This window comes from Microcystis aeruginosa NIES-4325, from assembly GCF_008974145.1.
Lineage (GTDB): Bacteria > Cyanobacteriota > Cyanobacteriia > Cyanobacteriales > Microcystaceae > Microcystis > Microcystis aeruginosa_G.
In genome coordinates, this window is record NZ_BJKP01000004.1 from 117,194 (window position 1) to 140,423 (window position 23,230).

The 23,230-nt window shown below is 40.5% G+C and carries 17 protein-coding genes and 1 riboswitch; of the genes, 8 read left to right on the forward strand and 9 right to left on the reverse strand.

Features of this window, described 5'->3' with window-relative positions:
* Nucleotides 1-213: 213 nt before the first annotated feature.
* Nucleotides 214-6,351 (forward strand): translocation/assembly module TamB domain-containing protein, encoded by a 6,138-nt coding sequence (locus tag MiAbW_RS03560; protein WP_151694953.1) that lies wholly within the window; start codon nucleotides 214-216, stop codon nucleotides 6,349-6,351.
* A gap of 59 nt (nucleotides 6,352-6,410) precedes the next feature.
* A complete protein-coding gene (locus MiAbW_RS03565) occupies nucleotides 6,411-6,902 on the forward strand; it encodes a GNAT family N-acetyltransferase (protein ID WP_151694954.1) in 492 nt (163 codons plus the stop codon).
* On the opposite strand, the gene MiAbW_RS03570 is transcribed toward MiAbW_RS03565, so the two are convergent.
* Nucleotides 6,899-9,919: a plasmid replication protein, CyRepA1 family gene (locus tag MiAbW_RS03570; protein ID WP_151694955.1), complete on the reverse strand. Its 3,021-nt coding sequence runs from the start codon at nucleotides 9,917-9,919 to the stop codon at nucleotides 6,899-6,901. The genes MiAbW_RS03565 and MiAbW_RS03570 overlap by 4 nt on opposite strands.
* A gap of 474 nt (nucleotides 9,920-10,393) precedes the next feature.
* Between MiAbW_RS03570 and MiAbW_RS03575 the strand changes: the two genes are divergently transcribed.
* The 3 genes from MiAbW_RS03575 to MiAbW_RS03585 all read left to right on the forward strand — a co-directional run bounded on the left by MiAbW_RS03575 (nucleotide 10,394) and on the right by MiAbW_RS03585 (nucleotide 14,354).
* Nucleotides 10,394-12,706, forward strand: coding sequence for a ribonucleoside-diphosphate reductase subunit alpha (locus tag MiAbW_RS03575; RefSeq protein ID WP_151694956.1), 2,313 nt, complete (start codon nucleotides 10,394-10,396; stop codon nucleotides 12,704-12,706).
* A gap of 80 nt (nucleotides 12,707-12,786) precedes the next feature.
* Nucleotides 12,787-13,233, forward strand: coding sequence for a DUF29 domain-containing protein (locus MiAbW_RS03580; RefSeq protein ID WP_151694957.1), 447 nt, complete (start codon nucleotides 12,787-12,789; stop codon nucleotides 13,231-13,233).
* A 53-nt stretch (nucleotides 13,234-13,286) separates the two neighbouring features.
* The gene (locus MiAbW_RS03585) at nucleotides 13,287-14,354 is read left to right on the forward strand and encodes a ribonucleotide-diphosphate reductase subunit beta (RefSeq protein ID WP_172967339.1); all 1,068 of its coding nucleotides are present in this window, start codon (nucleotides 13,287-13,289) and stop codon (nucleotides 14,352-14,354) included.
* A gap of 238 nt (nucleotides 14,355-14,592) precedes the next feature.
* On the opposite strand, the gene MiAbW_RS03590 is transcribed toward MiAbW_RS03585, so the two are convergent.
* The gene (locus MiAbW_RS03590) at nucleotides 14,593-15,513 is read right to left on the reverse strand and encodes an NAD(+) kinase (RefSeq protein ID WP_151694958.1); all 921 of its coding nucleotides are present in this window, start codon (nucleotides 15,511-15,513) and stop codon (nucleotides 14,593-14,595) included.
* 378 nt (nucleotides 15,514-15,891) lie between these two features.
* On the opposite strand from MiAbW_RS03590, the gene MiAbW_RS03595 reads away from it, so the two are divergent.
* Nucleotides 15,892-16,431, forward strand: coding sequence for a phycobiliprotein lyase (locus MiAbW_RS03595; protein WP_002738011.1), 540 nt, complete (start codon nucleotides 15,892-15,894; stop codon nucleotides 16,429-16,431).
* An 88-nt stretch (nucleotides 16,432-16,519) separates the two neighbouring features.
* Here the strand turns inward: MiAbW_RS03595 and thiC are convergent, their stop codons facing one another.
* From thiC to glnA, 3 genes are all read right to left on the reverse strand, one after another.
* On the reverse strand, nucleotides 16,520-17,902 hold the full coding sequence (gene thiC / locus MiAbW_RS03600; RefSeq protein ID WP_151694959.1) for a phosphomethylpyrimidine synthase: 1,383 nt from the start codon (nucleotides 17,900-17,902) through the stop codon (nucleotides 16,520-16,522).
* 8 nt (nucleotides 17,903-17,910) lie between these two features.
* Nucleotides 17,911-18,007: riboswitch (TPP riboswitch) on the reverse strand.
* 37 nt (nucleotides 18,008-18,044) lie between these two features.
* Complete coding sequence (locus MiAbW_RS19885; RefSeq protein ID WP_151694960.1) at nucleotides 18,045-18,230, reverse strand: hypothetical protein; 186 nt, start codon at nucleotides 18,228-18,230, stop codon at nucleotides 18,045-18,047.
* 101 nt (nucleotides 18,231-18,331) lie between these two features.
* Nucleotides 18,332-19,753: a type I glutamate--ammonia ligase gene (gene glnA / locus MiAbW_RS03610; protein WP_151694961.1), complete on the reverse strand. Its 1,422-nt coding sequence runs from the start codon at nucleotides 19,751-19,753 to the stop codon at nucleotides 18,332-18,334.
* 614 nt (nucleotides 19,754-20,367) lie between these two features.
* Between glnA and MiAbW_RS03620 the strand changes: the two genes are divergently transcribed.
* On the forward strand, nucleotides 20,368-20,754 hold the full coding sequence (locus MiAbW_RS03620; protein WP_151694962.1) for a hypothetical protein: 387 nt from the start codon (nucleotides 20,368-20,370) through the stop codon (nucleotides 20,752-20,754).
* Nucleotides 20,755-21,038: 284 nt separating this feature from the next.
* Nucleotides 21,039-21,392 (forward strand): hypothetical protein, encoded by a 354-nt coding sequence (locus tag MiAbW_RS03625; protein WP_008205255.1) that lies wholly within the window; start codon nucleotides 21,039-21,041, stop codon nucleotides 21,390-21,392.
* Nucleotides 21,393-21,565: 173 nt separating this feature from the next.
* Here MiAbW_RS03625 and MiAbW_RS03635 read toward each other — a convergent pair whose 3' ends face one another.
* The 4 genes from MiAbW_RS03635 to MiAbW_RS03650 all read right to left on the reverse strand — a co-directional run bounded on the left by MiAbW_RS03635 (nucleotide 21,566) and on the right by MiAbW_RS03650 (nucleotide 22,992).
* On the reverse strand, nucleotides 21,566-21,925 hold the full coding sequence (locus MiAbW_RS03635; RefSeq protein ID WP_151694963.1) for a type II toxin-antitoxin system RelE/ParE family toxin: 360 nt from the start codon (nucleotides 21,923-21,925) through the stop codon (nucleotides 21,566-21,568).
* Entirely contained in the window at nucleotides 21,918-22,256 is a 339-nt protein-coding gene (locus tag MiAbW_RS03640; protein ID WP_151694964.1) for a UPF0175 family protein, read from the reverse strand. The genes MiAbW_RS03635 and MiAbW_RS03640 overlap by 8 nt, the downstream gene beginning before the upstream one ends.
* A 129-nt stretch (nucleotides 22,257-22,385) precedes the next feature.
* On the reverse strand, nucleotides 22,386-22,796 hold the full coding sequence (locus tag MiAbW_RS03645) for a putative toxin-antitoxin system toxin component, PIN family (protein ID WP_151694965.1): 411 nt from the start codon (nucleotides 22,794-22,796) through the stop codon (nucleotides 22,386-22,388).
* Nucleotides 22,786-22,992, reverse strand: coding sequence for a hypothetical protein (locus MiAbW_RS03650; RefSeq protein WP_151694966.1), 207 nt, complete (start codon nucleotides 22,990-22,992; stop codon nucleotides 22,786-22,788). Before MiAbW_RS03650 ends, MiAbW_RS03645 begins: the two co-directional genes overlap by 11 nt.
* Nucleotides 22,993-23,230 lie beyond the last annotated feature (238 nt).

A 23,230-nucleotide genomic window follows, 5' to 3' on the forward strand; every position in this document is an offset into this window, starting at 1 on the left:
ATTTTAGCCAGCCATTTGAGTCTTAAGCTAAGATGGGGGGAGAGGCTTTTAATTGGCCGCGACCCTTGACTTCCTCACACGATTTCAGATCAATAATCGCCTAAAAACTTGAGATTAATCGATTTAGTGCTATCAGTGCCACGGTGAATTATCATAGTTCATTAGCTCTGGTGAGCCATTGCCCTTTCTTTGGTGTGTGTGAGGTAAACAATTATGAGTAACTCCCCTGGCGATCCTTCTCCTCGTCCTCATCTTTTTCTGAGTATCGCTCGATTTTTACGCCGGCCTTCTACTCTAATTGTCGGGGGAATTACTCTCCTAGGAATTACCTCCCTTGGCTATTTTACTACTCGTTATTTAGTTTATGAACGTCTAACCCCAATTTTAGATAATATCTTCAGTGAAATGCTGCACAGACCCGTCAGGGTAGGCAGGATAGAGGGCTTTTATTTTAATCGCATTCGTATCGGTAAATCGGAAATTCCAGCTACGGCCAATTCTGCTGATAGTTTATCTATTGATGCGATCGAATTGGGATTAAATCCGCTGCCCTTACTTTTAGGTCTGCCGCTGCCAGTTGATGTCAAGTTAATTAATCCCAGTATTTATCTCGATCAGGATAAAAATGGCCAATGGCTCGATAATTTAGATAAAATATCTAGTAACTTAGATCGGGAGGCCCCTATTAAGTTAAATCTGGGGTTTCAGGTGGAGAAGGGAGATATTACTATCCAACCCTATGCCCTGAAAAAACCGATAGAAATTAAGGCCGATGGTCAGGGAAGATTTATCGATAATCAAAGGCAAACTCTCACCTACGATTTTAGCGCAGAAATCCTCCAAAGTCAAGTAAAAATTCAAGGAGAAACGGCGTTAAAAACGGGTGAAAGTCAAACTAATCTTCAGATTGATCGCTTAAACTTAAGTGAACTATTAACTTTAATCCCTAATCGTAATTTTCAATTAAATCAAGGACAGTTAAATGCTAATCTTGCCATCAATATTCCCAGTTGGGCAAAGCTAAATCAAACGGAAGGCAATGGCAATTTTCAGGTGACAGAAGTAGGGGGAAAGTTCCAACCTTTCCAGTATCCAATTAAACTAACAACTAAGTTAAATTTCCAGGGAGATAAAGTATTAATTGAACAGGTGATCGCAAGTATTGGCAAGATTAAAACTGAGGTAAGGGGAGAAGTAAATTGGCAAACTGGTTATCATCTCAATGTCGCTCTAGAATCGGTGGATTTACAACAGCTTTTAAGAATTATTTATCTGCAATCACCTCTAGATTTACGGGGAGAAGCACGATCTACTTTTCAAGTGACAGGAAAATTAGATCAACCTCTAATTAAAGGAACCCTTAGCAACAGCAAACCGATTATTTTTGAACAAATACCTATTCAATCAATAACCAGTAATTTTCAAACAAATCTCAATAGTCTTAGTTTAGATAAAATTCAAATTAAACCCGTTGCAGGTGGAGAAATTAAAGGGGAAGGAAAATTGCAGTTAAATATTCTGCAATCCCTGCAAAAAAATCAACCTCTTGACGGGACAAAAATGCCGATCAATTTGAATTTACAAGCGCATTTTCCCACGAGAAAAATTTTATCTCAATTGGCAATAATTCCCGTTAAAATTAATATAAACGATCTGCAAGCTAAGATTAAAGCTAGAGGTAGTTTAGGACTGCCCCAATTATTAATTAATTGGCAAATACCCACGGTTAATCAGTCAGGATTAATCAATGTTGCTGGGGAGGGTAAAGTATTTTTAGGGGGCAATAAAATAAATTTAACCGATACAGTCATTAAAACAAATGGCGGCAAACTACAGGTTAATGGTAATAGTGATTTTACCAGCAAATTAGTCCAAGCAAAAATCACGGCTAATGACTTTTTATTGACTCCTTTTGTGCCTATAGTTTGTCAATATTTGGATAGTATTTGCCCCTACCTAAAAACCTTAGAACCCTTAAATTTAGAGACAGCTAATATTCAAGTTAGTGGCAAAATTGACCAACTAAATATTAATACTTTAAACGGAATTGCTAACTTAGGAATTAGCGGTAAACAAGGCACAATTTTAGTCAATAGTCAAGTATTGCAAGGAAATCTTCAGGCGAAAGCTGTCTTCGCAGGATTGCCGATTAATTCCCTATTGCCTAACTTACCAACTCAGGTTAAGTTGATGCGCTCGCAGATTAATTTACAAGGTTATTTAGGGGAATTACTGAATAATAAAAATAATATTTTCAGCAGTTGGCAAGGTCAAGGTAATATGCAGTTATTGGTGGATAATAATCCCTTAACTGCCACAGCCAAACTAAATCAAGGTTTCCTGACAGGAACAGTTAATACCAGTGGGATTAGTCTCAATAATTTTACAGAAAATTTAACAGTTCCCGTTAGTTTAGGCAGGGCAAAAATCAGCTTTGCTGGTAGAATAAATTCTCTGATTAGTGGTACTTTAACCGATTTAAAAAGTTGGCGCGGAGAGGGATATATACAGTTACTTGTCAATAATCGATCTCTAAGAACGACAACCCAACTGGAACAAGGTATTTTAAGCGGTATAGTTAATACGGTTGGGATCAACTTAAATCCGTTTTTACCAAATATAAATATTCCTGTTAGTCTAGGAAAAACCCAAGTCAATTTCACAGGTCAAATCAATAATTTACTAGCGGGAAAAATCCCTAATTTGTCCACCGTCAATGCTAGGGTAAATACTCGCTTATTAGTAGATAATAATCCGATTAATACTGATATTCAGTTAGACAACGGTAACTTTAATATTCTCGGTAGCTTAGAGTATTTTCAGACTAATATCCCCATACCGTTGAATATTTCCAAAACGAGTTTTCAAGCAACAGGAAATGTCCAAACTATTTTCGACTCCTTGCTAGAAAAACGACTCAACTTAAGCAGTGTCAAAGCAGTTTTTAACTCTCGTATTAATATAGCTAAAGGAGAAATTAAAGCTAAGGCACAACTGAATAATAATTTCTGGCAAAGTGATATTATTGCCGCTAATCTCGATCCCGCTGCCCTACTGGGGCAATTGTCAGGAATAAAATCAATCTCGATTCCTAACTTAGATTTTAGTGCCAATTTAGCGGGAAACATTGAAGAAATTTGGCAGGGAGTAACACCAATTCAGGTTAATAACCTTTCGGCACAGTGGGGAGAAAATAGCTTTGATGTGCGAGGAAATATTCTTTTAGCTAATCTTATCAGTCAACCCGATATCGCTGAGGTTAACTTAAATCTACAGGCAAAAACCGACCTTGCTGCTTTACCGCTAAATCAGATTATATCGCTTTTACCGATTAATTCTAGCCTAAAACCCAGAGAATCAACACTGACAGGTATCGGACAATTTCAAGGACAAATTACAGGAAAAAATCTCTTAACTGCTTGGCAAAAAGTGGGAAATATACAAATCAAGGGAGATATAAATTTAGCTAACTTTAGCATTAATGAGCGACTCTTTGAACCTGTCTTACAAGGCAGTATCCAAGCGGGAATCGGTCAAAATATTAGGTTAAATCTGCGGGGAAATCAGGACATTATTGACCTAACTTTCTATCCTTGTCAACAAAATAATTGTCTGCTGCCCTATCTTCCCCTAGGGATAAATATTCGCCAAGCTTTTGGGAATCAAACTCCCTTTCTAGTAACAGCTAAACGAAACGGAGAAAATTTAAATGTTCAGATTGCCGATTTTCCCCTAGAAATCCTGAAAATATCTCCCACGGCAACCTACAATATTCTGGGGATTATTGCTGGACAATTGAGTGCTAATCTAGACATCAATTTATTTAACTTACAGGGTGAGGGACAACTAGAGATTAATCAACCTAGTTTAGGTAACTTAATCGGGGAAAAATTAACGGCAAATTTGGTTTATCGGGATTCCATGGTTCAACTGCAAGCGGGGAGTTTACAAGCGGGTGCAAGCCAATATAATCTGCAAGGTTTATTTAATTGGCAAACCCAAGCAATAGAAGCTAAACTCAGGGTAGATCAAGGTTATATTCAAGATTTATTATCAATTGCTAGTATCTATGATTTAACCAGTTTAATCAACTTTTTCTCCCCAGAGAATAACCCAGCTATTCAACTTAGTCCCCTAGAAGTAGGTAATCCCGAAGCTTCCCTAGCACAACAGGTAAATTTGCGGGCAAAAATTGAAGAACTAATCCAGAAATTAGCAGGGGAAAGAGGGGTAGTCGGGATACCTTCAGAACTAGATTTTCGCGGCCGTTATCAAGCAAATCTAGCCTTAACTGGGACTTTTAAAAATCCCGATCTTAGCGTACAATTTCAGGGCAATAGATGGGAATGGCGACCCCAAAGACCGACAGTAAATATTGTTAACCCTCTGGGAATTGTCACCACCGATACCCAATTAATTCCCATTGATGAAGTAACAATTAATCTTAACTTAAATCGTCAGTTGCTCAGGATAGAACCGATTAGATTAAAATCACGAGATTCTTCCGTATTTTTAGCGGGTGATTTTTCCCTAAAAAAAGTAGAGGGAAGTTTTGCTGTGGAAAATCTTTCTCTCGATCTCTTAAGAAATTTTGTACAGTTTCCCTTAGATGTGTCCGGTAGTCTAAAAACTCAAGGACAAATTACAGGAACTTTATTAAATCCTCGTATTCAGGGGAATTTTGCCTTTATTGACGGTGCAATTAATGCCCAAAATATTAATCAAGATATAATTGGTTTATTTATCTATAACCAGTATCGTTTTGATTTGCGGACAACCTCCTCCGAATCAATCCAACTCTATGCCAGCATTCCCTATCCTCCCTTACCGGGTAATGATCAATTAAAAATCCAAGCAAAATTGGGAACCAATGCGATTAAATTAATTGAAGCTATCAGTCAAAACACCATCGAATGGGTTAATGGTGAGGGGGAGGTAGTTCTTTCAGCGACGGGAAGATTAGATATAAAAGAGGGCTTAAAAATCAAAGATTTAGAAGCAAATGGTATAGTTACTCTCGATAATGCCGCTATCCGCAGTGTTGCTTTTCCAGAGATTTTAACCGTAAATGGCCGCATTGGGTTAACCCCTGAAAACTTAACAGTAGAGGAATTACAAGGCTCGATCGCTGACAGACAAATTTCTGTGATGGGAGTTTTGCCTTTCTTTCAAACCATCAAAAATAATCCTAATCCCTTAACAGTTAATATTCAAGAGGGAGATATAGCAATTAATGGTCTTTATCGGGGATTAATTGCTGGGAATGCCGTTGTGACAGGAACAGTTCAGCAACCAATTATCGGGGGGAATGTGCGTCTTTCTAGAGGTAAAGTTTTTCTTCCTCGCACAGCAGAAATTAATCAAGAAATGGATAAACCAGTGAGTAGCTGGCTGCAGCCTCTCAACATTCCTCAGACGACAAATATTACTCCAGTTTTAAATAATTTTCAAGTGTCTTTAGCGGGATTATCAATTGAACAAGAACCTTTGTATCAATTTGATTTTAGTGGTGCTTTAACCTTGAACGGTCCGCTCACTCCACTAGAGCAATTACAAACCAATGGAGTGATTAATCTCGATCGAGGACGGGTTAGTTACATCGATACTCGTTTTCTTCTTAACCGACGCAATCAAAATGTTATTGTTTTCGATTCTAGTCGCGGTTTGGGACTTTTAAACCCCTTTGTTGACATTCAACTGCGAACAATTGTCAGTGAATTTTCTCAATCTCGCGATTTTGCCCTCTCCCGTCCCGGGGGAGATTTTCCTAGTAATGAAATTCCTGATGATAGCCTCAATCGCATTCAAAGGATCGATGTCACCCTCAGCGTCGAAGGGGAATTAAACCGCTTGCTACCAAATTTAGGCCGTAATATCAATGAAGTGTGCCAAATTCGTCCCGATAGTCCCCCTTTTCCCCTAGAGGAAAACTATACAAATGCAGAATTACAAAAAGCTGCTAATTGTTTACAAGCAGTGACTTTTGCTAGAGGTGAAGATGAGGGATTGCTGAATACTCCCCTAGTTAAATTAACTAGCACTCCCCCCCGCAGCCAAGGGGAAATCGTTCGACTTTTGGGGGAACAATTGCTGTCAGTTTTTAATGGTTTACAGGGGAAAAATACGGAACAATTAATTCAGTTTGGAGTGGTTCAGTTGGCGATTCCCCTCTTAGCTCAAGGAGTTGTGTATGATGTGGAGAATGCGGTTAGTAATGTGATCGGGGCAACGGATTTTAATATTCTTCCCAATTTGGAAACCGTCTATCGAGTTAATTCCCAGTCTTTTATCCGCTTCTCCTACGATTACAATTTGAATGAGTTTACCGTCCGCTATCAAACTCAATTTTAAAGTAAGATGGCTGGATAAAGAGACAAAATTAGGTTATAATTCATCTTACTTGATATTCTATGATTATTCGCGAGGCGAAAGAAACAGATTTACCAACAATTATCGAGATTTATAATGCTGCTGTTCCCACTCGCAAGGCAACTGCGGATTTGAAGCCTATTTCCCTCGAAAGTCGGCGAGAATGGTTTAAAAAGCACGATCCTGAACAGTATCCCATCTGGGTAATAGCGATCGAAGGTCGGGTGGTGGGCTGGCTGAGTTTACAGATGTTTTATGGTCGTGTCGCTTACCAAAAAACGGCAGAGGTTAGTTTATATATTGCCCCCGATTATCAAGGTCGTGGAATCGGTAAATTATTAGTAGAATATGCCCTGAATTGCTGTCCCAAATTGGGTATATCTAATCTTATCTGTATTATTTTTGCCCACAATCAAGCCAGTATTCGTCTCTTTGAAAAATTCGGCTTTCAACGATGGGGTTATTTACCTCAAATTGCCGCTCTAGACGATTTTCTGGCTGATGTGGTCATTTTAGGGAAAAAAGTCGCTTAAATAGGCAATTTCTCGATAGCTAGACTAAATTCTAGACTTAATTGAATATAAGCATTTTCTGATTCGTCTAGAGATGGTTTCTGGATGAGAGAAAAGAGATAGTCTTCATACCAAATCTCGGAACTTCCCGCACATTTTTCATCTCTAAATAACCATTGTTGAAACACTTGTTCTCTACCATCTTGAGGGGCAACAGTCTGATAAACTTTTAGAGATTTTTTAGCAATTCTCAGGCTGCCCTTGCTGATTAATTCATAACCTAACAAGTTCAAACAATTACGAACAATCGTCAGAGGACGGGAAGTATTAGAAAGATTAATCTTGGTGATAGTTTTAATCTCGTTACGGTTTTTAATGGCGATTTCGGCCATTTTTTGTAAATCGGCATCATGATTAGTTAATTCTCTTTCAGGGTTAGCTAATAATACGGGAATTCCTAACACTTCTAACGTCCCGATAATCACTCCTAATTGACTACCATTAAAATCGGGAATAAATAAACTTCCGTGGCCTGATTCTATCAGTTTACGGGCAATTAAAGCATCTCGATCGCACAAAAATTGTCGCCCAATTGTCAAAAAGTAATGTAAGCGTAGTTCTTGATACCATCCCTGATCGTCTTTAATCACTAATTGCGGTGTTACGGGGATTCCATAGCGTTTGTGCAGGTCATATTTCCTGATAATTCTCCTTTCTTTCACTGACTTAATTAACTGTTTTTTCAGCAGACGATATTCTGAGTCCGTTATCTCAGATGCGCTGGCAATTGCCTCGCATTCAGAACGATAATTATGTTCCCTAATTTCCTCAATTGCTTCCGTTAACTGATTATTTATTTCTAGTTCTTCTTCCTGATTACGTTCTTTAATTCTATGACCTTCTGCTTGTAAAATTCCTAGAATTGACTGACGATAATTAAGCATATAAGCATTTACTCGTACAGCCATTTTGGCCCAGCAGAGGAGAGATTCTGCTTGAAAATTTGTATCTAAATCATCGAGAGATTCTAAATCTGATTGGTGTAGTAAGCGAATATTAACCTCAGTTAATCGGTGTCCAGAGGTGAGAAGTTTGGGGATAGAAGTGGAACCATTGCCCACCTGATTAAATCCGTAGGCTGCTGACCAAATATAACGAGGAATATTCTCCCTAATTCTCCCTAAAAATTGAGCGATAGAAGTGGGAGTCTGAATCCCCTGTGCTAAACACCAAACCGAGGTAAAGTGTTGCTGAATATCAATACTAATTCCCGTTTCGATCGCAGGACTAGCTAGAACTATATCATAGTTAAGCAACAATTGATTTAAATTGCCAATCGCTTCATAGGCAGCGTGACTAGAATCTTGCAATGACTCTGAATCTATTCGCAAAATTTTCTTTTGAGGAAATTGCTTTTTTAAATAAGATTCTAGGGTAATCGTTCCCCATTTGCTGGTTAACTTTTGTGCTGACATACAAACAAAAGGTTTTCCTCCCTCCTTAATATGTTTGACTAAATCTTTAACTAGCTGTTGGGGAGTATTATCAGAGTAGTTATAAACTCGCCAAGCTTCCTGATAACTGGGTTTCCACTCGTTACTAATTAAGAAAGTTTCTAGTTCAATTGCCGCTAGAGAAGTTAAATAATCTAGGGAAATATCACTTAAATCAGCATCGGCAACTAGGACTTTACCCCCACTGCTGATCACAGTTTGCAGCAGAGACTTTAGGGATTTTAAAATTGCTACTCGATTAGTTTTACAAGTATCCCCATTTAACCCATGCCATAGGACCTGTTCGATCTCATCAATAATAATAATAGCTTCTTGCCAATCTTCTGCTTGAAATTTAGCTTGTGATTGGGGATGAAGAGAGTCAAGACATAAACCATAACCGTAAATTTGTGCCGCAGGATTATCCCTAATTTTGCTGATATAGTTTAAACCAAAGCGTTGACATAACTCCTCTACAAGTTTCACCCGATGACCAATAACTAAAACTTTTTGTTTATTGGCAATAGCCTGTTTAACTATCTTGGCTAAAACCTCAGTTTTTCCCGTACCTTTAGCTGATTTAATCGCCATTAACTGCGCTGATGTAGGGATGGCAATATCTGGCAAGTAACGGCTATTTAACTCTAGATGAGGTGGGAGAGTTAAACTATTTAAACTGGCTGCCTTCCAAATTTCCCAAGAGGTAGCTTTTTGATAGACTTGTTGGAAGTAATCTTCCCCTCGATTGATTAGTAAATCATCCACCCCTTTACCGTCAGCAGCATCCCAAGTAACCACCTTTACCTCACAGTTAGCCTGACTGAATAGATAACCCATTCTCTGTAAAGCTAAATTAACCGCTTGTTGGTTCTTTGGTTTAGTTTCTTGATCAAAAACTAGATAAATTTTTCGTCCAGAATTAGCTAATTTCTCTAGCTGCGGAATTAGATGAGATTTGCCGATTCTCCTACCTAGTTCGTCCTTAGGAGTACGATAACCATTGTGAATACCTGGTAAGGCAATTGTCACATAACCTGCTGTTAGTAATGCCCCCGCTTTTTTCGCACCTTCCGTAAGACAAATAGGTATCTCTGGATGTTTCATTACCCACGACCAAAAACCGATATCTTCTTGCTTATTATCCACTTCTTCAGTTAAAATATTAACATTGATAGACTGGGATATCTTCTGCCAAATTTTCAGGGGAACCCGCAAAGCAAAGACTCCCGTAGGGGTTTGGGGGGGATGTTCGTACTTAATCGGTTTAGCCTTATCAAAGCTTAAACGGGGAAAATCGGGCTTAAAACAGCCCCAAAGGTCATAATTACCCGTTAATAAGTCAATTCCTGAACACCACCAACCACCTTGACTGGTATGTTCATAACGCTTGAGAATACTATCCCTAACCCTACCATCATTGCGTCGCGGTAATTCTTGGGAGTAGAGTAGGTATTCACTGGGAGATAGCCCCGCTAAACTGGTGACATTGAGATGGGTTAACTCCGCATCCACCCCACTACCACGCCATTCTTCTAAATATTTCATCCTTGTCCTCTACTGGCTAGACGCTATATATAGCGTTTTTGTCCTATCATTCTAACGGTAAGCCACTAAATAGGAAAAAGAGAAATTTTACTCTCTCAGAGGTTCTCGGAGGAAATTTGACTTTTAATCCACTCTTGTCTTAAATTATCGAAAAGTTAAGAACAAATAAAGTCTGACCACAACCTCCTCAGCAGTTAAGCAGAATCGGATCAAAAGTATTTCGTCAATCTGTTTTTATTATCAAAGAAAAAGCTTTTTGTCAAGCATACAAAAGAACTATAGGTTTAGGAAAATCGAGAATTTTTTCCAGAAAATGTCATCTAAAACACTGTTTTGGGGAACAAAATAATCCTAGCCATACCATATATAGAGTGATAGGATTATTTAAGACGCTAGATGTTGTGTTTTCCTAAAAAATCTGCTAGACTAATCTAGTACAAATAAATTAATTTGTCAAGTTTTTTAACTCCAATTATGCAATCAAAGCCCTTGACTACTGCCGTCTCCATTCACAAAAATAACGAAGTAATACCCTTTCGTTCTACCCCTTTAGCTAATATGGGCAGCCATGGAATTAAAGTGATTCGGCGCGATGGTTCCACCACAAGCTTAAATATCGGCAAAATTCGCGACGTGGTAGAGTGGGCTTGTGACGGCAAAAAAGTCAATTCGATCGCCTTAGAAGCGGGTTTAACCACGCGCCTGCGGGATGGGATTACCACTAGGGAAATACAGGATAATTTAATTAATTGCGCCCTAGAAATGTGTAGTCCAGATGAACCAGATTGGCGTTATGTGGCGGGAAGATTGCATATTTGGAGTCTGTGGAAAGATACCTTAGTAGCCCGGGGTTATCAATACGGAAATTACGAGAAAACTGTCAAAACTCAAGTTAAAGAGTTACTATACGACGAAAGGATTCTCATCTATTCCGAAGCAGAATTAAAAGAAGCTGGTTCTTGGATTAATCCCGATTGGGATATCGATTATGATTATGCGGGGGCCTTGTTAATCACTAGCCGTTATTTACTCAGAAATGAGTTACCCCAAGAGGCATTATTAACCTGTTCTTTGCTGCTTGCCACTGTGGAAGAACCGGCTAATAGACTCTACTGGGCGAAGAAATTTTATCAAGGGATTGCTCAAAGAAAAATCTCTCTTGCCACCCCAATTTTAGCCAATTTACGCACACCCAAAGGTTCCCTAACCAGTTGTTTTATCCTCTCCATTGATGACAGTTTAGAAAGCATTTTTAGAGAGATTACTAATGCTGCCCGCATCTCCAAAAATGGTGGCGGTGTCGGGGTAAATGTGAGTAGAATTCGCTCCACTGGTAGCTGGGTAATGGGGAAAGCTAATGCTTCTGGGGGGATTATTCCTTGGATTAAATTACTTAACGATACAGCTATCGCAGTTAATCAAGGGGGAAGACGCGCCGGTGCAGTAACTATCGGTGTTGATATCTGGCATTTAGACGTGCCAGAATTTCTAGAAATGCAGACAGAAAACGGTGATCAAAGACGCAAAGCTTATGATATTTTTCCCCAATTAGTTATCACCGATGAATTTATGCGTCGGGTGATAACTAAAGCCGAGTGGACATTAGTAGATCCCTACGAAGTTCGCACAAAATTAGGTATAGAACTAGCGGAACTATGGGGGGAAGAATTTGAAGAAGCATATCGTTTAGTAGAAGCTAATTTAGATAGAGAGATTCTCCTCTATAAAAAAATTAATGCCCGGGACTTATTTAAAAGTATCATGCGTTCCCAAGTGGAAACAGGAATGCCGTACATTGCCTTCAAAGATACCATCAATCGCGCTAATCCTAATAAACACGATGGCTATATACCTGGTGTAAATTTATGCACGGAGAGTTTCTCGAATGTCACCCCCGATCAAACTGCCCATTGCTGTAATTTAGTTAGCCTTAATTTAGCCAACATTGACAGGGAAGAAATCGAGTCTAATTGTCAAATCGCTGTCAGGATTCTCGACAATACTATTGATATTACTAATCCTCCCTTTGATAATGCTAAAAACCACAACGATAAATATCGCACTATTGGGGTAGGAGCAATGGGATTGGCTGACTGGTTAGCTAAACGGAAATTATCCTACAATAACCTGTCAGAAATTAGTAATTTATTTGAAGAAATTGGCTATTGGTGTACCTATTCCTCGATGGAATTAGCCAAAGAACGCGGCGCTTATCAAGCTTTCTTGGGTAGCGAATGGAGTCAAGGTAAATTAATCGGTGCCAAACCGGTGGAATGGTTTTTAAATAACGCGGTGCAACCGCAAAGATGGCAACAATTAGCAACAGATATTCAACGATTTGGCATCCGTAATTCCCATATTACCGCCATTGCTCCTAATACTTCCTCTAGTTTGGTACAGGGATGTACCGCTAGTGTTTTGCCGGTTTATAGTCGCTTTTTCTACGATAAATGGGCAAAGGGAACTGTTCCCATCGCACCACCTTTTATTGAAGAAGCTTTCTGGTTTTATCCAGAGAATAAAAATCTCGAACAGCAACAAGTGGTAAAAGCGATCGCTACTATGCAAGAATGGATCGATACGGGGATTTCTATGGAGTTATTATTCAACCTTAATGAGGGGGTTTATTTCCCCGCAGAACCCAACCGTTGTCTCACTGCCAAGGATATCTTTGATACCCTAGTTATGGCGTGGGAATTGGGGTGTAAAGCGATTTATTATATCCGTACCGTACAAAAGGACAATTTTCGAGAGTCTGACGATAGTTGTTCTAGTTGCGCTAATTAGGGTTAACTTGGGTGGGCAATGCCCACCTTAATTTTTTTATATCATTTAAAATAAGTCTTACTCATCACCTAATCACAGCTATGGAAAAGAACTTATACGAAAAAGATTACTATTTCTGGTTAGATAAAACCATTAATTTACTGGAAAATCGCCAGTTTTCCGATTTAGATTTAGAGAATTTAATTGAAGAAATCAAATCTATGTCTATCAGTCAACAGAAAGCATTAAAAAGCAATCTGACCGTGATTTTATGGCATTTACTAAAATACTTACAAGAGCCAGAAAAACAAACCAGAAGCTGGGAATTAACCCTTTTTGAGCATCGCGAAAGAATCGAAGAAGATTTAGAAACTAGCCCTAGTCTTAAGATTTTTTTAACAGAAGAAATTTTAAAAAAATGCTATAATAAAGCCAGAAAAAAAGCCGCTATTGAAACAGGGATAAACCTAGAGAAATTCCCGAACGATTGCCCATTTACTTTGGCAGAAGCCCTAGATTTTGAATTTATTCCTAATCAAACCATTTGACTTTTTACCGAAAACCTATTATAACCTAAAAGTGCCATAATATCCAAGTAATCATGTCCTTACATTTAGTTAATTCTTGCTATTCGATGCCCATTTCCCCGATCTTCAATCCGTCGGGAGATGATGCGATCGAAAACCGTTCGATCTGGTTTGGTAACACCACCAACCTGATGCAGTTAAACGATGTCCGCTACACCTGGGCGGTGGGTTTATATCAACAAATGCGGGAAAATTTCTGGATTCCGCAACGCTTAGATATCACTCAAGACGTGACTGAATACGGTCATCTTACCGACGAAGAAAGATATGCTTATGATGGTATTTTGTCCTATCTAACTTTTCTTGATTCCGTACAAACCTGTAATATTCCCCACCTAAAAGGTAGCGTCACTGCGCCAGAAATTAGTCTTTGTATGGCGGAACAAATTTCCCAAGAAGCCATGCACAATCAAAGTTATCAATACTTAATTGAAACGATTATTCCCTCGGATCGCAGAGGGGAAGTATATGACTTTTGGCGCACCGATAAAGTTCTCAGGGATCGCTGTGAATTTATTGCTAGTCTCTACCAGCAGTATATCGATAAACAAACTACTGAAAGCTATTTTATCGCTCTTCTTGCCGATTATTTACTGGAGAGTTTGTATTTTTATAACGGCTTTATATTTTTCTATAATCTCGCTTCTCGACAGCTAATGTCTGGCAGTGCTGACGTTTTCAAAATGATCAACCGGGACGAATTAAGTCACGTCCGTTTGTATCAGAAACTTATTCCTGAAGCTATGGCAACTTTTTCCCATTCCGTTGAACAGATTTATGAGATGTTCGATACTGCGGTTAAACACGAATGTCGCTGGACAAATCACATTGTTGGCAACGACATTTTAGGTATTACCGAATACAGTACCGAACAGTACACCAAATACCTCGCTAATATTCGACTGAAAGCGATCGGACTTGAGCCTTTGTACAGGGAAGAAAAGTATAACAAAAGTCCCTATACTCATCTGGAACGCTTCTCCGATACCAAAAAAGAAGGCCACACCAAAGCTAACTTTTTTGAAGCAACCGTTACCAGTTATGTTATGTCTTCTGGCTTAAGTGGATGGGATGAAATTTAAAATTTACGGGACAAAAATGAGCCATTCTATACCATAAAGTGGCAATTTTGTCAAATATTTTGACAACTTTTGACCCTCTCTTGCAGAAATACCGACAATCAGCAAATGCGCTCCTGGGTTTGGGGGGTTCTACCCCCAAAAGCTGGGATTGACTGATAAAATCGGAGGTAATGACCAATTTTAGAAGATATACTCAATCATCCCCCAGACACCACTCCCAGAAGCTCTTGAGCCATTCCTAATTATGACGATTGCCATCATAATGAATTCTCGCTCCGGCCCATTGCAGTTTTTCCTGTAGAGTCTGATAAAAAGAATAACTTTCCCGCAGGATAATAAATTGGGCGAATTTTTCGGCTTTGGTAACTCCCACCCATTGCCCGGGCCAAATGGAAGTGGCTAAAGCACCATCCATCCAAAGTTTAGTATTTAATTCGTAGTCTCCCAGGGGCCAAATACTGACCAGAGATGCTGGGGGAATGACAATCGGCCGACTGGAGAGACTCAAGGGACAAATCGGGGTGACGGCGATCGCTTCCATGCCAGGGTGTATAATCGGGCCATTAGCGGAAGCGGTGTAACAGGTGGACCCCGTGGGAGTAGCCACTAATAAACCGTCTCCTTGATACTGATCTACTACTTCCCCGTCCACTTCGATTTCGAGGATTGAGGTGGGCATCCTATCGATACTAGCGGGTTTCACACACATCTCATTCAGGGCATAAAATGCCTCGCTCACTGGCTGCGGGTTTCTTTTATCCCCTTCATAGATTCTGGCCGTTAACATCATCCGTTGTTGTACCGCATAGCGATCGGATTGTAAACGCTCCCAGACTGTCTCGGTATCTTGGAAAATCTCAAAGGGTTCCGTTAAAAATCCCAGATGACCGCCGACATTCACCGCTAAAATTGGAATGTCTTCCTGAGCTAAATAGCGAGCGGCGGCTAAAATGGTTCCATCTCCGCCTAAAACGATGGCAAGGTCTATTTTTTCCGATGCTGAGGCTAAAAATACCGGATAGGGATTATCTTTAAAGCCACTGGGTCCCATTAAAACTTTACACTGACGGGCTTCTAACTGTTTAGCGCATTTTTCCGCCCATGCTTTACTTTGGGGATGGTTGGCCTTATGAGCAATGATGACTTGTTTTAACTGCACAGAGTTGAGACCTTGTTCGGAGGTTCTATATTTTTAACAATACCAAGACTGGGCAGATCGGGTGACAAGTAAAAAGTAAAAAAGGGGTTGGGGGAAGAACCTCGGCCTGACTGTAGCCAATTTGACAGAATTAATCGATAGATAAGGGTAAATGGAAGTAACGAGGATAAGCTGGCAGGTTTTAGCAATCTTATCCCGTTTTTTCCCTGTAACTGCTGTATCTGTGCGACTTTTTCCCAATTATCTCCCTCAACACCCCTACCACTTAATTTCCATGCAGGGTTATAATTTTATTAAGTTGTGTAACAATTCTCTGGCACACTCTTGACAAATGATAACAAATCTGCTCTCCCAAAAAACAGGAAAGGTTTTATTTCTATGACATTAATTCAAACCGCCCAATTATCGCTAGAAACTTTGGCTTTAGCCTTTTTTAAGCAGACGGAAGGACGCTGGCAATCCCAGAGACGTTATTACACCCTCACCCAAGAAACGGAACCCCAAGAAGTTATCAGCGCCATCGAGATTAAATATTTACCCCAAGGCAGCGAACCATTAATTCAACTAGCCCGTTTACATAATCTGGAAGATACAACTTTATTAGGTGGTACGGAAGTGACTTGGCAAAGTAATTATCTCCGTCCCCAGAGTAAAAAACCCTCCAACGGTTCGACTATATTCGGCATTTTAGATAATATTCTCTATCGCGATCGGGGATTTGCGACGGATAAACCCGTTAGTGCCATTTATACCTTTCCTAACCCCTCTACTCTCTGTCTGAGAACAGAATACGCTGGTTCTGTCTTTGAAGAAGAAATTAAACTCATCGGTCAACAATATCGCACCCGACAAACTATTATCTCTCGCGCTGGTCAAGAATTGATGATCGGTCAATATCTAGAAAAACGGGTCAATTAGTCAAAAAAAATGGCGGCTATTCCCATAATTTCGACTTTTATCCTAGGAATAGGGCTGAAATCAAATCAGCCCTTCCAATAACTTCCCTTTAAACTGGGGTTAAATTGTCTTGATTCTGACTAGCGAGAAACTTCTCTAATTCCGTAATCGCATCGGCATCGACCTTAGTTTGCATGGGACAGAATTTCGGTCCACACATCGAACAAAACTCCGCAGTCTTATAGATATCTGCGGGTAAAGTCTCATCGTGGTATTCCTTAGCGCGATCGGGATCCAAGGATAACTGAAATTGACGATTCCAATCGAAATTATAACGAGCTATGGAGAGTTCGTCGTCACGATCGCGCGCCCCCGGACGATGACGGGCGATATCTGCCGCGTGAGCCGCTATTTTGTAGGCAATTAAGCCATTTCGCACATCTTCAGCGTTGGGTAAGCCGAGATGTTCTTTCGGGGTGACATAACATAACATCGCCGTCCCGTACCAACCCGCCAGAGCCGCCCCGATCGCCGAAGTGATATGATCGTATCCTGGGGCAATATCGGTGACAAGGGGACCGAGAACATAGAAAGGTGCTTCGCTACACTCCTCCATTTGTTTTTTCACATTAAATTCAATTTGGTCCATGGGAACATGGCCCGGTCCTTCCACCATCACTTGTACATCGTGTTCCCAAGCGCGGCGCGTCAGTTGGCCGAGGGTTTTCAATTCCGCTAATTGGGCTGCATCGGAAGCATCGTGGGTACAACCGGGACGCAGGGAGTCACCGAGACTAAAAGAAACGTCATAACGCTTAAAAATCTCGATAATTTCATCGAAATGGGTGTAGAGAGGATTTTGCTTGTGGTGGTGTAACATCCACTTGGCAATAATACCACCCCCCCGGGAGACAATCCCGGTCAGACGAGTTTTGACTAAAGGCAGGTGTTCGATGAGGATTCCCGCATGAATCGTCATGTAATCTACCCCTTGCTGGGCGTGTTTTTCGATAATATGGAGGAAATCTTCGGGGGTGAGTTTTTCAATATTGCCGTGAACGCTTTCCACCGCTTGATAGATGGGTACAGTACCGATGGGGACGGGAGAAGCATTGATAATTGCGGTGCGAATTTCGTCCAAATTACCGCCACCGGTGGAAAGATCCATCACCGTATCCGCACCGTATTTGACCGCTAGGTGTAATTTTTCCAGTTCTTCGTTAATATTCGAGGAGTTAGGGGAAGCCCCGATATTAGCATTAACTTTACACTTAGAAGCAATACCGATCGCCATAGGTTCGAGGTTGAGGTGATTGATATTAGCGGGAATAATCAGTCTTCCTCGGGCGATTTCGCTGCGAATCAATTCGGGAGAGAGATTTTCCCGTTTTGCCACATACGTCATCTCTTCGGTAATTATCCCCTGACGGGCGTAGTGCATTTGCGATACATTTGCCTGTCCGCGCCGGTGGGCAACCCATTCTTGTCTCATAACTTTATTTCCTCTGTAAACAGCTTCCCTACGCTGGAATTACCCAGTCTCAGGTTCTAAGGGTCTTTCTCAGCCTGATTATCCCAGACACCCCTAGCTATGACGGCAATTCTATCACTGTTGAGGACTGAGGAGATAAAGTTTAAGATTGTTGTTTGATTAGGCAGTCATCAGCTTCTGAAGGCAAAACGCAAAAGAAAGAGATATCCCAGGTTTGGTGGGTAAAATGTATTCTAAGATACATTCCTCCTAGCGAGGGGGTGGAACGAACCACAAAGACACAAAGGACACAAAGATCGATCGATCCTATGTAAGTTAAACTTATCACACAGAACCTAGAAGAGCCTCGGCTTCCCACTTCCCTGCTGATTCCCAAAAAAAAAGGCAGGCAAAAGCCTACCCTAGGATTAATGATTAGTCAATCAAACCTTAGACATCGTAGTAGAGAGAGAACTCGTAGGGATGGGGACGTAAGCGCATCGGGTTAACTTCGTTATCGAGTTTGTAGGTAATCCAGTTTTGGATAAAGTCTTCGGTAAAAACACCAGAATCGGTCAAGAAAGCGTGATCTTTTTCGAGACTTTCCAGAGCTGCTTCCAGAGAACCGGGGGTAGAGGGTATTTTTGACAATTCTTCGGGGCTGAGTTCGTAGATATCCACATCGAGAGGTTCCCCAGGGTCAATTTGATTTTTAATCCCATCGATACCGGCACAGAGCATGGCGGCAAAAGCGAGGTAGGGGTTAGAAGTCGCGTCAGGACAACGGAATTCTAAACGTTTGGCTTTCGGGTTGCTTCCCGATAAAGGAATCCGAATCGAAGCGGAGCGATTACCTTGGGAGTAAGCCAGGTTTACAGGGGCCTCAAAACCGGGGACGAGACGCTTGTAAGAGTTGGTGGTGGGGTTAGTTAAAGCTAAGAGTGCGGGAGCGTGTTTAAGCAAACCACCGATGTAGTGCAGTGCCATTTGGCTAAGTCCGGCGTATTTATCCCCTGCGAACAGGGGTTGACCATCTTTCCAGATAGACTGGTGAACGTGCATCCCGGAACCGTTATCGCCAAAGATGGGTTTGGGCATAAAGGTGACGGTTTTACCGTATTTCTTAGCCACGTTCTTGATGCAGTATTTGTAGGTCATCAAGTAGTCGGCAGCCCGCACTAGGGTAGAGAATTTAATCCCTAGCTCGTTTTGACCACCAGTAGCGACTTCGTGGTGATGTTTTTCGATGGGAACTCCGCAGTCGGCCATGGTTAAGAGCATTTCCGTGCGGATATCTTGAGAGGTATCGGTGGGACTAACGGGGAAATAACCCTGTTTGTAGGCGGGTTTATAGGCAAGATTTCCGTCTTTTTCGTCTTTACCGCTATTCCAACGACCTTCGACACTATCCATGTAGTAATAGCCCGCGTTGGCGGTTTGGTCAAAACGAGCGCTATCAAAAAGAAAAAATTCTGCTTCCGGTCCAAAAAATACGGTATCACCTAAACCGGTAGTGCTCAGATAATCGATCGCTTTCTGAGCAATAGAGCGAGGATCGCGGCTATACCATTCACCGGTTCTTGGTTCTTTGATGCTACAGATCATGCTTAGGGTAGGTTCCTTGTAGAAGGGATCGATCCAAGCGGTGGTAGGATCGGGAACCATGGCCATATCGGATTCGTTAATTGCTTTCCAACCGCGAATACTGGAACCATCGAAGGCAACACCATCGCTGAAAGAGCTTTCATCGATTTGATCGTAGTAGAACGAGCAATGTTGCCAGATACCAGGCATATCAATAAATTTCAGGTCAATAATCTTAATATTGTTGTCCTGAATCATTTTCAAGACTTCTTGTGGCGTTTCGGGCATGGAAAACTCCTTTGATGTATGGATCGGTTCTTAAGCTTCTCAAAAAAACCATCCTAAACAGTCACTTTCGCAGGTTTTGTATTTTTCGATACAAAATCTTTGATCCTAGCTTGAAAAAATCTGTAATTTCCTTCTTCAGGTCGGTAATGGACCGGAATGGCGATTTGCCTATCAGCTTCTACTGTCTCGGCTCTCTTATTCTTTGTGTGATAAGTTCAACTTATATAAAAGCGGTCAATCTTTGTGTCCTTTGTGTCTTTGTGGTTCGTTCCATATTTCACCCACCAAACCCAAGAAGGCCAGCTATTTTGACACAATCATGATAGATGTCCTTGGCTGGCATGGTAATCTCCTCCAATTGCCCTCATTTTAAGGGAAGACGATAGTTCGCCTGAGAAGCAGTAAAACAGGGGAAAACACCTGAGACTCCCTGCTCTGTCAACCCCTAAGCTAGGGAGAGAAATATAAAGATTTATTAAATTGTAGCCTAGCATACAGATGCAGGAGGGGGTATGTGTATTGTCTTACTATCCGCCTTCTGTACTGGGTTGGGTTGTTGCTTCACCTAGCTGCGAGAGGGGCGATCGCACTGCTCAGTGCGGTAGAAGTAATGCTTGAGTAAAACCCACAAAAATCAACAGGAGGATTCTTGTCAAATGGGCTGGAAAGATAATCTTGCGGAACGGCTTGCAAAGCTTGCTAAAGAGCATGGTAAACAAATTGTTGCTGGAGTTAGTGCTCTCTCTGTCGGTGCTATAGTTAACAAAATTGGTTCTATACCTGGAGCAGTTTGGGATTTATGTAATCCATATGATTTTACTGATCAGGAGAAACTAGAGGTTGAAAAGCTTTTATCTAAGTATGGACTTAAAGTTAGTCTTACAAATTTAACCGACGAAGGCAAAGTTTACCTGAAGTTAAATCAATTTTTAGACGAACTTTCTGAAGATGAGAGAGCTAATTTTCTTGAGGATTTAGCTAGTGTTTTAGACACATTTTAATTCAGCCTAAATCTGGTTAATACGATCCCAATCCACCGAAAAAGAAACCACAAAACTAGGCTAAATTGCTTCTAAAAATACGGTAATAATTCGGTAGTTCACTGAATAAAGACTCGTAGGTTGGGTTGACGCAAGGAAACCCAACAACTTCCTGGAATATTTTCACAATTTTTGTTGGGTTTCGCCTTTTGAGCCGATGGGTAATACCAGAGCAATAATGATAGCTCAACCCAACCTACGGATCGAACGCGATTAATTAATAAACTTATTCAGGAATGATAGTTATGGCAATCAGAATCAAACTTTGGGCAGATTATGGAAGTTACCCACTTTGGGGAGTAGATGAAATTGATAACATTGCTCCTGAAGAATTGCCATTAAGTCAAGCAACTATTCAGCGTTTAAACCCATGGCAGGATACTTACGATAAGACTTTAAATCAAGACTATCCACCTTTATCAGATTTTCCTAATCAGCAAGCTGAAATGGATTTTAAACAAGAAGGAATTAGTTTATGGAAACAGTTACGTCTTGAACTGGCCCCGGATTATGAAGTTTTCTACCAAAATGAAGGTCAATTGTTCAGACATCCTAAGGAAATAACCACAAAATCTACAGTACAAAAAATAACAGTTTGAGTATCATCACCCTCGGCACTCTCGGCGCAGGTGCAACCCTTAAGCGCCAACTAAAACCCTCTAAATCCACCGAAAAAGAAACCACAAAAATAGTATAAATTGCATCTAAAAATACCATCAATGCCCCTTCAATCAATCTTGAGGGGGTTTATTTTTGGCATCTATTAATACTTCTAAAAATAAAAATTGTCAAACTTATTAATGATGTCTTGAATTTGCTGCGCTGTGATGTCTGTTTGGTCAGATTTGGCATAGATGAGGAGCATCAAAACACAACTATTGTCTTTAAGTTGATAGATAACACGATAGCCGCTACTTTTGCCCTTTTGAATATCGCTGTTTTTGAGGCGAACTTTAAAGACAGTGTAGCCTATTCCTGGTATTTGATCGCCGATGAATTTGCCTATCTGAAGGTCATCAATTAGGGGTTGTATATCAGTACGAATGCTCCGATAGCGTTTGGCGAGGATGCGAAGTCGATCCTTGAATTCATCAGAGAAAAGGATTTTAATAGAGGGGATTCCTTCAGTCATTTATGCCATCCCACAGTTCAGAGATGGGATGTACTTTGCCCTCTTTAGCTTGCTGAAGAGAAATACGAAGACTGGCGAGGATGAGTTCTTTTGGTTCGTCGTCGGGATCCGTGGGTGGAGTGAGGATATTACGCGATACTAGCAATTGGTAGAAATCATCGAGCGCCATTCCCGTTAGTTCGGCTGCTTGTTCAAATTGAAGGCGTTGCTGCTGATAGAGCATGATAGCGATTTCCGTGAGCATTTGAGCTTCAGTCATTTGGACTGTTTGCAGAAGTTCAGTAGGAAGGGTGAGGCTCATAGAGGTTTCATTAAGTGGTGGTAACTTCATTGTATCGCCATTAAAAAGTAAACGACACAAGTAGGCTAAATTGCTTCTAAAAATACCATAAATACCCCTTCATTCAATCTTGAGGGGGGTATTTTTTTGCATTCCTCCCTCAAAAAATTCTCAGTGACACTAGAAAAAGGCGACAAACTCTGCTGGAGTAATAATTGGAATCCCTTGATAAGTATTGAGAATTAAAAGATCGTTATCGCCTGTTATGATGTACTGTGCCATTCCAGATACAGCTAATTCTAAGAATTTATTATCATCTAAATCGGAACAAACTCTCGTTTCATGCAATATATCAACAAATAAGCTCCTATTTTTAAGAGACGACAAGAAATCTAACCTATCATCTTTTTCTAAATATTTGTCAAATTTATTTTTACTTATTCTCGTTACCAATTCTTGATAAGTTGCCTCGCTCTGGAGAATGGTAAATTGACTGACTGCTATATTGATTACTTTTTTGGGTGTTCCTAGTGGATTGAGTAAAGCACTGATAAAAACATTGGTATCTATAACAACTCGATTAGGATTCATCTGCTAATAGTTCTGTTAGTTTATCTTCTGTCAAACCTTTAGCTTGAGCTTTTTTGCCGACTTTATCCATAATTGAGATAAGACTTTCTGAATTTTCCTCAATCGTCAGATTAACTTGTTGTTCAGGAGAAAGACCTAACTGAGCGATTAGTGTAGGAATCTCCGATACCTTAATATTTTTGAGAACTTGTTTCATGGCTTAACTAGGTAACTAGGTGTATCTTCAACCTTCATTGTACCCTATTTAATCACATTTAACAGTGTTCCTCAAATCGTCCTCGACCTCTTCGCCACAGCTTCAACCCTCAAGCATAAACTAAAACCCTCTAAATCCACCGAAAAAGAAACCACAAAAGTAGGCTAAATTGCCTCTAAAATACCATAAATGTCCCCTTAACTCAGTTAGTTTAGAGTGCGAAACGCCGGAACAGCAG